Annotated in this window: 12 protein-coding genes; 4 read left to right on the forward strand and 8 right to left on the reverse strand. The window is 32.6% G+C overall.

What is annotated here, in order from left to right:
* Positions 1–16: 16 nt before the first annotated feature.
* Positions 17–2,443 (reverse strand): phenylalanine--tRNA ligase subunit beta, encoded by a 2,427-nt coding sequence (pheT, locus tag CELAL_RS16865; RefSeq protein WP_013552093.1) that lies wholly within the window; start codon positions 2,441–2,443, stop codon positions 17–19.
* A gap of 278 nt (positions 2,444–2,721) precedes the next feature.
* Here pheT and CELAL_RS16870 point away from each other — a divergent pair, with 278 nt between their 5' ends.
* Positions 2,722–3,942, forward strand: coding sequence for a peroxiredoxin family protein (locus CELAL_RS16870; protein ID WP_013552094.1), 1,221 nt, complete (start codon positions 2,722–2,724; stop codon positions 3,940–3,942).
* Between the two features lie 63 nt (positions 3,943–4,005).
* On the opposite strand, the gene leuB is transcribed toward CELAL_RS16870, so the two are convergent.
* Both leuB and CELAL_RS16880 read right to left on the reverse strand, forming a co-directional pair.
* Positions 4,006–5,124, reverse strand: coding sequence for a 3-isopropylmalate dehydrogenase (leuB, locus tag CELAL_RS16875; RefSeq protein WP_013552095.1), 1,119 nt, complete (start codon positions 5,122–5,124; stop codon positions 4,006–4,008).
* Entirely contained in the window at positions 5,124–6,296 is a 1,173-nt protein-coding gene (locus tag CELAL_RS16880; RefSeq protein WP_013552096.1) for a 2-isopropylmalate synthase, read from the reverse strand. Before CELAL_RS16880 ends, leuB begins: the two co-directional genes overlap by 1 nt.
* A gap of 146 nt (positions 6,297–6,442) precedes the next feature.
* Here CELAL_RS16880 and CELAL_RS16885 point away from each other — a divergent pair, with 146 nt between their 5' ends.
* Both CELAL_RS16885 and CELAL_RS16890 read left to right on the forward strand, forming a co-directional pair.
* Positions 6,443–7,987: a hypothetical protein gene (locus tag CELAL_RS16885; protein ID WP_013552097.1), complete on the forward strand. Its 1,545-nt coding sequence runs from the start codon at positions 6,443–6,445 to the stop codon at positions 7,985–7,987.
* Between the two features lie 11 nt (positions 7,988–7,998).
* On the forward strand, positions 7,999–8,862 hold the full coding sequence (locus CELAL_RS16890; protein WP_041557784.1) for a DMT family transporter: 864 nt from the start codon (positions 7,999–8,001) through the stop codon (positions 8,860–8,862).
* Between the two features lie 557 nt (positions 8,863–9,419).
* On the opposite strand, the gene CELAL_RS16900 is transcribed toward CELAL_RS16890, so the two are convergent.
* The 3 genes from CELAL_RS16900 to panB form a co-directional block, all read right to left on the reverse strand.
* On the reverse strand, positions 9,420–10,118 hold the full coding sequence (locus tag CELAL_RS16900) for an RluA family pseudouridine synthase (RefSeq protein WP_013552099.1): 699 nt from the start codon (positions 10,116–10,118) through the stop codon (positions 9,420–9,422).
* Positions 10,118–10,597, reverse strand: a complete 480-nt coding sequence (gene lspA, locus CELAL_RS16905) for a signal peptidase II (RefSeq protein ID WP_013552100.1) — start codon at positions 10,595–10,597, stop codon at positions 10,118–10,120. The genes CELAL_RS16900 and lspA overlap by 1 nt, the downstream gene beginning before the upstream one ends.
* Before the next feature lie 150 nt (positions 10,598–10,747).
* Positions 10,748–11,566: a 3-methyl-2-oxobutanoate hydroxymethyltransferase gene (panB, locus tag CELAL_RS16910; RefSeq protein WP_013552101.1), complete on the reverse strand. Its 819-nt coding sequence runs from the start codon at positions 11,564–11,566 to the stop codon at positions 10,748–10,750.
* Between the two features lie 194 nt (positions 11,567–11,760).
* Between panB and CELAL_RS16915 the strand changes: the two genes are divergently transcribed.
* Complete coding sequence (locus CELAL_RS16915) at positions 11,761–12,324, forward strand: hypothetical protein (protein WP_013552102.1); 564 nt, start codon at positions 11,761–11,763, stop codon at positions 12,322–12,324.
* Positions 12,325–12,346: 22 nt separating this feature from the next.
* Here the strand turns inward: CELAL_RS16915 and CELAL_RS16920 are convergent, their stop codons facing one another.
* Positions 12,347–12,832 (reverse strand): GyrI-like domain-containing protein, encoded by a 486-nt coding sequence (locus tag CELAL_RS16920; protein ID WP_013552103.1) that lies wholly within the window; start codon positions 12,830–12,832, stop codon positions 12,347–12,349.
* Positions 12,833–12,841: 9 nt separating this feature from the next.
* Positions 12,842–13,627 carry a DUF3050 domain-containing protein gene (locus tag CELAL_RS16925; RefSeq protein WP_013552104.1) on the reverse strand — a complete coding sequence of 262 codons (786 nt, stop codon included), beginning with the start codon at positions 13,625–13,627 and terminating at the stop codon, positions 12,842–12,844.
* Between the last annotated feature and the right edge of the window lie 234 nt (positions 13,628–13,861).

Genomic DNA, 13,861 nt, shown 5'->3' on the forward strand with positions numbered 1-13,861 from the left:
GTGCTATAGTGTTTTGTTATCTTAATTCTGCGCCAAGTTTTGTTTCAAAATTTTGCTTGAATTTAGACATAATTTTTTCAATCTGTTTATCTGTTAACGTTGCTTTTTCAGATTTTAAGGTGAAACTTACCGCATAAGATTTTTTACCTTTTGGTAGTTTTGATCCTGTATATACATCAAAAAGACTTACTTCTTTAAGTATTGTCTTTTCCGTTTCAAAAGCTATGTTGTGAATATCTTCAAAAGATACTTCATTATTAATAAGTAATGCAAAATCTCTTTTTACTTCTGGGAATTTAGAAATCTCTTTGTAGCCTATTTTTTGATCCTTAATAAGGGTTAAAATTTCATCCCATTTAAAATCAGCATAAAGTATTTCATTCTTTAAATCAAAACTCTTTAAAATAGATTTTTTTACGGTACCCAGATTAACAATTTCTGTTTTTCCTGACTTCATGGCAATTGCTTCAGAAAAATCATCACTCTTAGAAATTACAGTAGATAGATTTTTTATACCTAAACGATCTAAGATACTTTCTACATTAGATTTTAAGGTAAAGAAACTTGTTTTAGCAGCAGGTGCAATCCATGAACCTTCATTTTTATTACCTGTAAGGAAGAGTACTAAGTGTTTATTCTCTTCTTGTTGTCCGCTGTAATTATGATAGCTTTTTCCAAATTCAAAAAACTTTAAATTCTGTCTTTTTCTATTGCTATTATAAGAAATGGCTTCTAATCCAGAAAATAATAATGTTCTTCTTAATACAGAAAGATCGTTACTTAAAGGATTGATAATTTTTACAGTATGTTCTTCTTTTAACTTTTCAAGTTGTTCATTATATATTGGAGAAGTTAAACTGTTGGTCATAATTTCATTAAAACCTTTTGCAGCTAAAAAATCACCTATAATAGATTGTATTTTATAATCTTCAAAAGGACTTGTCGTCGCAACAGATGCGTTTAATTTTTCTTTGAAATTTATGTTATTATAACCGTAAACTCTTAAGATTTCTTCAATTACATCAACCTCTCTACGAACATCAACTCTATAAAAAGGAATAGTTAAACCTAATCCAGTTTCTGTAACGTTGTTAAGTTTTATATCTAAAGAAGCTAGTATAGATTTTATAATATCTTGTGGAATTTCTTGTCCTATTAATCTATTAATTTTTTTATAGGTTAAGAAAACTTGGTAATCCTTTTCTTTATTAGGGTATAGGTCAATAATATCAGATGTAATATCGCCACCCGCAATTTGTTGGATTAAAATAGCAGCTCTTTTTAAGCAATACTCAACACTGTTAATGTCAATACCTCTTTCAAAACGAAATGATGCATCTGTATTAAACCCATGTCTTTTTGATGTTTTTCTTACGGAAATTGGATCAAAATAGGCACTTTCTAAAAAAATTGAGGTAGTGTCTTTTGTAACTCCAGAATTTAAACCACCATATACACCAGCGATGCAAAGAGGTTTTTCTGCATCACAAATCATCAAATCATCTTCGTGTAACTCAATTTCTACTCCGTCTAAAGTTTTAAATTTAGTACCCGTAGCCAAAGTTGTTACTTTAATTTTGTTGTCCTTAATTTTATTAGCATCGAAAGCATGTAATGGCTGCCCTAATTCGTGTAGTACATAATTTGTAACATCTACAATGTTATTGATAGGGTTTAAACCTATTGCTTTTAGTCTGTTCTTTAACCAATTAGGAGATTCTTGAACGGTAAGATTGTTAATGGTTATTCCTGCATATCTTGGCGCAAGTTTATTATTAAGAACATCAACATCAATCTTTAAAGATCTATTGGTAATATGAAAATTACTTATAGAAGGTGTAATAAGCTCTAATTGAATATCTTTTTGTTTAAGACCAGCTTTCAAGTCTCTAGCCACACCTAAATGACTCATAGCATCTGCTCTATTAGGTGTAAGGCCAATTTCAAACACCGTATCATTTTCCACTTCAAAAATAGTAGAACAAGGGGTTCCAGCAATCAATTCATCACTTAAGACCATGATACCATCGTGACTTTCACCAAGACCTATTTCGTCTTCAGCGCAAATCATTCCATGACTTTCTTCTCCTCTAATTTTACCTTTTTTAATAGTCCATTCTTCACCTTCTTTAGTGTAAAGCTTTGTGCCAATAGTAGCAACAGGTACTTTTTGTCCTTGTGCAATATTAGCTGCTCCGCATACTATTTGTATAGGGTTTTCTGCTCCTATATCTACCGATGTAATTTTAAGTTTATCAGCGTTAGGATGCTTTTCGCAAGATAAAACATGACCTACAACTATGCCTTTTAAACCACCCTTAGTAGATTCAAATGCTTCAATTCCTTCTACCTCTAAACCAAGATCGGTTAGTAATTCCGCAGTTTGTTCGGCTTCCCAGCTAATCTGTAAAAATTGTTTTAGCCAGTTGTAAGATATTTTCATTTAATAGTATTTTCAATTCCGAGTTTTAAATAAACTGTAGTGTTCTAGTATTTAGAACTATATAGGCATATTTAAAGACCCTTATCGGATAATTAGTTTTGGTTTTTGATTTTTATTCTTGTAAACCTTGCTATTATTAGTTTTTAATAATTTGCAGCTAACAGCCAACAAATATAAAACAATGTGTCAAGACATTCAATAGCTATTTAATTGATTTGTTTTTTATTTTTAATTGTAACAATTTAATTGTTATTTCGGCCTTGATAAAAGAAGGAATTATGAAGAAGTTGGGATTTGTTATGTGTTTTTTACTATTATTTTTTTCATGTACTGAAGATGAAAAAACACTAAAAGAAGGAAATTGGCTGGTGGAATTGCAAGTTATGGATCATCAAAAACTTCCTTTTAATTTAAAACTAATTAAAGAGACTAATACTAACTATTCTGCAGAAATATATAATGGGGATGAAGTAATACATACTAATGAGATTGATATAGTAGATAATACCATCATTATTAGGCTTCCGGTATTTGAAGGGTATTTGAAAGGTACGTTTGATGACAGCACAATAAAAGGTGATTTTATTAAAGAAAGTTTAGATAGGGTAGTGCCTTTTATAGCTACCTATGGTAAAACAAATAGATTTGAAGTTGCCAATGAGGCTAAGACTTCTGTATCTGGAATTTGGGAAACTAAATTTAGTCCCAATACCAAAGATGCTTATATAGGGAAGGGTATTTTTGTTCAAAATAATACTAGTGTCCATGGTACTTTTAGAACCACTACAGGTGATTATAGGTATTTAGAAGGAGTTTTAGATGGAGATTCTTTAAAATTATCGGCATTTGATGGAGCACACGCTTTCTTGTTTAAAGCCAAAGTAAACGATAGTTTACTAGAGGGGACTTTTTATTCTGGTAATCATTTTAAGGAGCCATTTACGGCAATTAGGAATGAAGTATTTGAATTGCCTGATGAAGACGCTCTTACGTATTTGAAAGAAGGTTATGATAAGTTTGACTTTTCTTTTCCTAATGAGGAAGGCAAGATGTTATCATTGTCTGATGAAATTTTCAAAGATAAAGTAGTAATTATACAAGTGATGGGGACCTGGTGCCCTAATTGTTTAGATGAAACCAAGTTTTTAGTAGACTTTCTTAAAAACAATAGAACGCTTGAATTAGAGGTTGTTGCATTGTCTTTTGAATATGCTAAAACAGAAGAAGATGCTTATAAGTCCATCAACCGTTTAAAGAAGCGTGTAGGTATTAATTACCCTGTTCTTTTAGCGCAATACGGTACGGCTGATAAAGAAGAAGCGCAAAAGAAACTACCAATGTTAAACCATGTCCTATCTTATCCAACAACTATATTTATTGATAAACAAGGCGTGGTACGTAAGATTAAAACAGGATTTAATGGTCCAGCAACAGGAGAAAAATATGCCGAATTTAAAACCGAATTTACAACACTAGTAACGGAGTTAGCTCATGAGTAAAGCCGAAAAAGCCTTTCAAAATTTAATTTGAAAGGCTTCTAACGGACTAATTCTGGGTATAATTTAAATAATAGTGGATTTACCCAATCCAATATTTTCGTAATTCATAGTAAGGCTGTCATCAGTATCAACAATGTTATTCGCAATAAAATCGCCAACATCATTGGTACCATGTTTGCTCTTAGAACTTATATCGGGGGTAACTATTTTTTTCTTTAATGATTTGTTTACAGCAGATACAACAGCTCTGGATTCTTCTTCTAAACCAAAATGTTGAAGCAACATGGCTGCAGAAAGTATAGCCGCTATTGGGTTGGCAATATCTTTACCAGCAGCTTGCGGATAAGAACCGTGTATGGGTTCAAACATAGCGATACCATCTCCTATAGATGCAGAGGGTAGTAATCCAATAGAACCACCAATAACACTTGCTTGGTCAGAAATAATATCTCCGAAAAGATTCGGTGCTAAAATAACATCAAACCTACTTGGGTTTAGTATCATTTGCATAATAGCATTGTGTAAATAAATACATTCTAATTCTACTTCAGGATAACTAGCACTGATTCTTTTTACTACTCTACGCCATAATCGTGAAGTCTCTAGAACATTAGACTTATCAATTAAGGTAATTTTCTTACTTCTCTTTTTTGCTGCTTTAAAGGCTAAATGCGTAATTCTACTAATCTGACTTTCGGTATACGAAGCAATGTCAGTAGCCGTTGTACCATCTCCACTTAAAGTATGTGCTCCGCCATAAATCCCACCAGTTAACTCTCTGTAAATTACAAAGTCGGTTCCTTTTAAAACAGCTTCTTTTAAAGGCGATTTTTTTAGTAGCGTAGGAAATACGGCTACAGGTCTAATGTTAGTAAATACACCTAATGCTTTGCGTAATTCAAATAAACCATTTTCTGGTCTAATTTTAGCATCAGGATTATTGTCATATTCAGGTAATCCTATGGCTCCAAAAAGAACTGCATCAGAATCTAGACAAAGTTTTATAGTATTTTCAGGGAGTGCTTTTTTAGTTTCAAGTATTGCTGCGCCTCCAATAAGTTCGGTAGTAAACGTAAATTGATGGCCGAATGTTTCTTCTACCGCTTTCAAACATTTTACAGCTTGAGCGATTACTTCTGGTCCAATACCATCTCCGGGTAAAAGTGCAATGTTAATATTCATTAGGCGATGCTTTCAATATTAATAGTGCTTGTTTCAATAATTTGATGAATATCTTCATCAACTATTTCTTTCTTTCTATCTGCATAGACTAAAAATTCTTGGTAAACTACGTCTAACTGTGTTTTTGTTAATTCGTATCCAACAATTTTTGCTCTATATGCCAAGGCAGCTCTACCACTTCTAGCTGTTAATATAATTGATGATTCATCAACACCAACATCCAAAGGGTCTATAATTTCGTATGTTTCTCTATTTTTAATGACCCCATCTTGGTGTATTCCAGAACTATGAGCAAAAGCATTAGCGCCAACAATTGCTTTGTTAGGCTGTACAAGCATTCCCATTTTCTGAGAGACCATACGGCTTGTGTCATTTAATAATTTACTGTTGATGTTGGTATCTAAACCTAGGGTAGGATGTTGTCTTAAGATCATGACAACTTCTTCTAATGCCGTATTACCAGCGCGTTCGCCGATACCATTTATAGTACATTCTATTTGCCGTGCACCATTAATAACACCAGCAATAGAGTTTGCTGTGGCTAAGCCTAAATCATTATGACAGTGACAAGAAATGATAGCTCTATCAATACCATTTACGTTTTCATACAGATACTTAATCTTAGCACCATATTCATCAGGCAAGCAATACCCTGTAGTATCAGGAATATTAACTACCGTTGCACCTGCTTTAATTACCGCTTCACAGACTCGAGCTAAAAATTCATTATCTGTTCTACCAGCATCTTCTGCATAAAATTCTACGTCTTCTACAAAAGATTTAGCATATGAAACGGCCTCAATGGCACGTTCTATTATAGCATCTTTATTAGAATTAAATTTAAATTTTATATGAGATTCTGATGTTCCTATACCGGTATGTATTCTTGGTCGCTTCGCAAATTTTAATGCTTCTGCGGCAACTTCTATATCTTTTTTTACGGCTCTTGTTAATCCGCAAACAGTTGCGTTTTTAACAAGTTTTGCAATTTCTTGAACCGATTTAAAATCGCCAGGACTAGAAACAGGAAAGCCTGCTTCAATAACATCTACGCCAAGAAGTTCTAAACGTTCAGCTATCACCAATTTTTGTGTGGTGTCTAATTTACATCCAGGAACTTGTTCTCCGTCTCTTAGTGTTGTATCAAATATTTGTACTATATCTTTGCTCATTATATTTGCGTAGTTTTACTAGTCTATACGAATATAGATGTACTCTTATTAATTAAAGCTGATGTAAAAATTCATTTACAACGTTTAGATGGTTTTTACGATACTCAAGTAATGGGTAATCAGATAGTTAAATTATATTTTTTACGATGACAAATGCCAATAAAGATTCTTTATTTGTTCTTATAAAATCACTTTCTAAGTCAGAAAAGCGACAATTTAAATTATATGTAGGTCGTTTAGGCGTAAATACCGATGCGAAATTTTTAGCATTATTCAATTTGTTAGATAAGGTAAGAGAATATGACGAAAAAGTTATATTAGAAACAGGAATTGTAAAAAAAGCGCAGCTTTCAAACTTAAAAGCACATTTGTATAAGCAAATTCTAATTAGCCTTAGATTAAACCCTGTTAACCAAAATATTCGTGTTCAAATTAGGGAACAGTTAGATTTTGCTACTATTCTTTACCAAAAGGGTCTGTACAAGCAGAGTCTTAAAATTCTAGATAAAGCAAAGACTACTGCTATTGAAAATGAAGAAAAAAATATAGCCTACGAAATTGTAGAGCTAGAAAAAATTATTGAAACTCAATACATTACGCGGAGTATTCCTGATCGTGCAGATGAGCTAGCGATCCAAGCTAAAGAGCTTTCTGCTCAGAATGTAATGACCAGTAAACTTTCAAATTTATCATTGCAATTATATGGGCAGATGCTAAAAATGGGCTATGTACGTAGTGATGAAGATTATCAGTATGTAAAGAATTATTTTCAAAGCCATTTACCAAAATACAAAATAGATGCATTGGGTTTTCGAGAAAAATTGTGGTTGTATAAGGCGCATTTATGGTATAGCTTTTTAATACAAGATTTTTTATCGTGCTATAAGTATGCTAGCAAATGGTCAGATTTGTTTTATGAGCATAAGGACATGATTTATTTAAATCCTGTGTTTTATTTAAAAGGGAGTAATTATTTATTAGAATCATTATTCTATGTACGCTACAGCTCCCAATTTAAAGAGGTTTTAGAAAAGTTAGAAGTTACGATAAATGAGAAAGATTTTCCTCAGAATGACAATGTTACCTCATTGGCTTTTTTATATATTAATAGTAATAAACTAAACTTACATTTCTTAGAAGGTACTTTTGAAAAAGGGGTATATTTAGTAAAAATTATTGAGTATGGCATTGTCAAACATAAAGACCGTATTGATGAGCACCATATTATGTTATTCTATTACAAAATTGCTTGTCTGTATTTTGGAATGGGAGATAATAAGACCTGTATTTCTTACCTAAAGAAAATTATAAATAATAAAAATCTTAAAATGCGAGAGGACTTAATGTGCTTTGCGCGGGTTTTAAGTTTGGTGGCGCATTATGAAGCAGGAATGGATTATCATTTAGAAGTACAACTTAAAAGTACGTACAAGTTTCTATTGAAAATGAACGACTTACATGCTGTCCAAAAAGAAATGATTAAGTTTTTAAGAGGTTTAGGAGATATTTACCCGAATGAACTGCGCAATGAATTTCAGAAATTGTATGATTCGCTTAAGAAGTATGAGGATCATCCTTATGAGAAAAGAGCTTTTTTATATTTAGATATATTGTCTTGGTTAGAAAGTCATTTAGAAAATAAACCAGTTGCCCAAATCATAAAAGAAAAAGCAGCGACTCTAACCAGATAGAATATTTTTTTTTGAAGAATTCAAATCACCTTAGTCATTTAGTAGAAATAAATTTGGCCATGCTTTTTGTGAGTACTTCAGGTACCTTAGGACGGTATGTAAATTTACCTGTACCTGTTACAATTGGTCTTCGGTCCGTTATTGCAGTTCTTCTGTTGGTATCCTACTGTAAATGGAAAAAAATATCCCTACGGATAGATAAAAAACATTTACTTCCTGTCTTAGTAAGTGGGTTGTTGCTAGGCTTGCATTGGATTACTTACTTCTATGCACTCCGCTTGTCTAATGTCGCTATTGGTATGATTTCTTTGTTTACATATCCTATTTTAACTGCATTTTTGGAACCGATATTGCTAAAAACAAAATTTCAAAGAATTCATCTCTTCTTAGCGCTATTGGTGTTAACCGGAATCTATTTTTTAGTACCTAATTTTGATGTTACCAATAAGTATACACTTGCTGTTTGTATCGGAGTCCTGTCAGCATTGTTTTATTCCTTGAGAAACCTATTATTAAAAGCTAAAGCAGCAACATATAATGGGTCTATGCTAATGTGTTATCAATTAATAGTGATAGGTGTTTTATTAGCACCATTCTATTTTACGGTAAATTTTAATGTTGTATTAGCTGATTGGAAAGGCTTAGTGGCATTGGCTTTACTAACTACAGCCATAGGGCATACGCTATTTTTAAATAGTTTTAAAAATTTTTCTATTACGACGGTGAGTATTTTAAGTAGTGTGCAACCAATTTACGGTATCATCTTAGGGGCAATTGTATTGAGTGAGTTTCCTGAAAAAAATACACTGATAGGTGGTTTTTTAATTTTAAGCTCTGTCGTGATAGAAAGTATCCGTTCTTCAAAAAAAGCATAGATTAATCATTCTTAATAGCAGAGCTCTTAATATTAAATTGCTGAATTAAACCATTGGTTGGCTCGTCAAATTTTGCATTCTGAGCCATTTCTTGCACTTTTATTTGTTGAAAATCGAATTAAAGTAAAGAACCTTGTTGTTTATTATTGTTGTGAATCAATATTTCTATGACCACATTTTGCACTTTATCACAGCGATCACATTGCGTTTTAAATCATCATTTTTATGGTATATTTCAATAAATTTTGATCTAGCAATGCTATTTATTTGGTATTGAGAAAATTGGTTTTGTCTGCAGTGGTATTTGGAAACTTAATATAACGTAGCTCTTTCGTATCTCCGATTAGCGCCTCAGTTTTAGGAGAGATACTACATAATAGGGTAAGCATAAAATGAGGTACGCTATCGGCACTAATTTGATGGTTATTCTTGTGGGCAGCATAAAAACTGTTCATATTGTTGTGACTTGCACAAGAAACAAAGCAAATGATACATAGGGTAGGGTGATTTTATTAAAGGAGATCATGGTGCTTGTATTTCTTAAAAAGTAAGAAGATTTACAAACAAGCATTCCAAATAGCCTCATTAGGCGGTTCTGCAATTATGGTGATAGCCTCTTTTTTTACAGGATGTATAAACGATAGTTTTCTTGCGTGTAAGTGAATACTTCCATCTTTATTACTCCGGTCTGCACCGTATTTTAAATCGCCCTTAATTACACAACCAATCGCTGTTAATTGAGCGCGAATTTGATGATGTCTTCCCGTGTGTAAATCAATCTCTAAAAGAAAATAGTTGTCTAGTTTCTTAGCAATTGTATAACTTAGAATGGCTTTTTTGCTTTCGGGGACTTCTTTTGTGTTTGCGTATGATTTGTTCTGTTTGGTATTGCGTTTTAGCCAATGGGTAAGCAAATCGTTTTGTTTTGGTGGTTGATTTTTTACCACAGCCCAATAGGTTTTTTTTGCCTCTTTTTCTGCAAATAACTTATTTAATCTAGGCAATGCTTTTGATGTTTTTGCAAAAACAACAATTCCTGAGGTAGGTCTGTCTAAGCGATGAGCAACCCCTAAATATACATTACCTGGTTTATTATATTTTATTTTGATGTACTCCTTTACAACATCACTTAAAGGTGCATCACCAGTTTTGTCTCCTTGAACAATATCACCGGGGCGTTTATTAATAGCAATTAAATGATTGTCTTCATAGATTACTAGAAGATTGTTGGCTGTTGATAGTATTTTGTTATCCACTAAAATTCAAGTTTTTTATGACGTAAGCTTAAAATAAAAATAAGAATAACTCCAACAGTTACCGAAACATCGGCCATATTGAAAATCCCTGTTTTAAAGATACCGACTTTCAATATAAAAAAATCAGTGACACTACCAAAAGCAATCCTATCTATTAAGTTGCCTATTCCTCCTCCAATTACAAAAGAAAAAGCGAGTATCAGCCACTTGTTTAAATGTGTCTTTCTTAAAATATTTATCAGAATAATAACGAGTACAAGTACGGGTAGAATCTGCAATAGAATAATTTTTAAAATAGGAGGAAAGCTTTGTCCAAAACCAAGCATGGCTCCTGTATTTTCTACATTAGTAAGAATAAAATTATCTTGCACTAATTGAATATAATCATTTTTGTCTACGGTGTTACGGACCATCTTTTTACTGATTTGATCACAACCAATATTTAAAAAAACGAGAATAAGAATGGCTATTTTTTTCAAAAAGTAAAATGGGTTATTAGCTATTAAAATTTTTAGTTAATGAGATTTTTTGACAAGTTAGTTATAGAACTCAAATTTGGGATAACGTTCTATTAAATTCTTGAATTCATTTTTTTTAAATTCAAGAATTTAAAAACTTAACGATTCAAATTAATACTGCTCATCATCACTAGGAAAATCTCTGCTTTTTACATCGGATACATAATCAGATATAGCTTTTCCCATTTCTTCATATAAGTTCATATACCTACGTAAAAATCTAGGGTTAAACTCTTGAGTAAGTCCTACTAAATCATGGACCACTAATACTTGGCCATCAACACCATTACCTGCACCAATGCCTATGACTGGAATAGTAACGAGCTCAGCAACTTCTTTAGCCAATGTAGCTGGAATTTTCTCTAAAACGATTGCAAAACACCCTGCTTTTTCAAGCATTAAAGCATCTTCTTTTAGTTTAATAGCTTCTTCCTCTTCTTTGGCGCGTACCGTATAGGTGCCAAATTTATATATAGATTGTGGCGTTAATCCTAAATGCCCCATTACAGGAATCCCTGCATTTAATATTCTTTTTACAGATTCTTTAATTTCTAAACCACCTTCAAGTTTTACAGCATGGCCTCCGCTTTCTTTCATGATTCTAATAGCAGAACGTAAGGCTTCTTTAGGGTCGCTTTGGTAGCTTCCGAAGGGTAAATCTACCACAACTAAGGCTCTATTTACCGCTCTAATTACAGATGATGCATGATAGATCATTTGATCCAAGGTAATAGGTAGCGTTGTTTCATGCCCAGCCATTACATTACTTGCAGAATCGCCAACAAGGATGACATCTACATTCGCAGCATCAACAATTTTAGCCATAGAATAATCATAGGCTGTTAACATTGAAATTTTTTCACCGTTCTTTTTCATCTCTATAAGAGATTTCACAGTCACTCTTTTATATTCTTTTTTTGCAACAGACATTAGTTCTTTTATTTGGTGCGTTAAAAGTAAGGAAATTGATTCGGTTTTTTGAGCTTCATGTATTGCAGTTTTAAATTTTTATTACCGTATAAAAAATGAATGTTTAGTAGGGTGTATAATTTTATATAGATTAAATTCGGCATAATTCTTGTGTCTTAGCATGGAATCATCATAACCTTCTTTAAATATAGAAAATGAAAACATTTTTAGCAACATTAGCTTTCTGTAGCCTTTGTTTAGTAGTGCATTCTCAAAATGCTAGTGTGGAGCAATCTACCTACGGCATTCAAACAGGGTTTCTAGGAATTTGGGTTCAAAACGAATCAAAACTATCAGCTACAATAGCCTTGCGTTCAGAAATAGGCTTTGATACAGGTATCTGGGGAGGCGCTTTTTATGATGGAACAGGTTTTTTATTAGCGCCGGTATTGACCTTAGAACCAAGGTTGTATTACAATTTGAATAAACGAATCAACAAATCACGTAGAATTGATGGGAACAGCGGAAATTTTATCAGCTTAAAAACGTCCTATCATCCAGATTGGTTTGTTATCTCTAACTATGAAAATATTAGAATCATTAGTGATATCGCTATTATTCCTACTTGGGGAATTAGAAGACCTATTGGCAAACACTTCATCTATGAGGCAGGAATAGGTATTGGTTATTTGTATACTTTTGCTAAAAATGCGGGCTATTTGGAAAATGATAGTGATGCTGTTGCAAATTTACATTTAAGGATTGGATATAGATTCTAAGTCTTTACGGGGTAAAACCAATTTAGTTTTTCAATCGGATAGGAATCCAAATTTCTTCTTCAGAATTAGGATTTGTATTACTATATTTTTCACCTAGTAATTCAAAATGTTCCCGATCATCCAATACATAATCAGACTGGGGTAACCATTCTATAAAAATAGCCTCAAAAGTTTTTTGAAATGCTGTAGCAGATCCTATATGTTTAAAAACGGCATACAATCCGCCTTTGAGTATATAGGTTTCAAAAGCATTTGGCACCATATCAAAATTAGTAACTTCTATGGCAGCCCATTTTGTATACAGCGTATTAGGATCAAAATCTTGATAATTAAAACCCTCAGGATACTTTTGTATACTATATAGATCTGTGCCCATAGTATTTAGGATTAACTTTTTATGTGGCATAAAACTCTCCCAAAGTTTTGGAGTGCTATCGGTAGTAAAAGACATAGTTAGTTGTTTGCCTACCATCTTTTTCTCTGGAAGCATTTCAATGCGATAGTCCATTTTAGAATCTTATTTCTTTGGAGCCTTTTTTTGTTTCAGGATTAATTGATTGATGCCATCCCAAAGTTCAATGCGTTTTTGCAAGGCCTCTTTAGCTACGACTAATGTTTCTTCCCATTTGGTCGTGTCATCCCCACATAATTCTGAAATCATTTTTAAGGAAAGCGGGCCGTGTTCATCGCCATCTAATTCTATATGTCGCTCTAAATAGTACCTTAGTTTAGTATACTCCGTATTTTCCTTATCAGCTTGTTTTAATATTTCAAAAAATATATCTGGAATTAAATCTTCACGCCCAAAAGTAAAGGCAGAAGCAACTACATGTGTTTTCTTCGTGTAAATAGCATCAAATGAAAAGGTAACAAAATCTGAAACCGATTGGTCAATATCAATTGTCGCTAATGCAGCTGTAACAGATTTACCTGTTTCGATAGCCTTTATAAATGAATTGATGGTGGCTGTACTTGCGCCCACTTGATTCATGGCCTCTAAGTACATTTCAAAATGACTTTTAGGCTCTCCTAGTTCATTAATGTCACTTTCTTCACCATGAACAATCTCATTGATAAAACGTGCTAAAGTGGCATTTTTTCTAGGAATCCATGGGGTAGTGGTGTTCGTCAAATCTATTTGTAATGCTTTTAAAAGCGACATAAAGTCCCAAACAGCAAATACATGATGTTCCATAAAGATCTTAACATCATCTAAATCGTTAAGATTCGTGTAAAGCGCGTGAAATTTTAAGTGTTGCCGTAAACTGGATAGTTCACTTTCAATATGTTTTAATCTATTCATCTTTCAATATTTTTATAGTGAAGTAACAAGAAAATCGCTACAAAAAAAAATAATATATTTTTAATAAACGAGTATTGATCTTGACCATAAAAGTGTGAGCAATAAAAAAAATCTCTGAAGAATAATTCTTTCAGAGATTTAAATAGTGCTATTACTTTTTCTTAGCTCTTTTTTCTTCTTTTTTTTCTTTAGCCGTTTTTAAGGGCTCTTTTTTTACGTTCTTCTTCGCATCTT

The sequence above is a fragment of the Cellulophaga algicola DSM 14237 genome, from assembly GCF_000186265.1.
In the GTDB taxonomy this organism is placed as follows: domain Bacteria; phylum Bacteroidota; class Bacteroidia; order Flavobacteriales; family Flavobacteriaceae; genus Cellulophaga; species Cellulophaga algicola.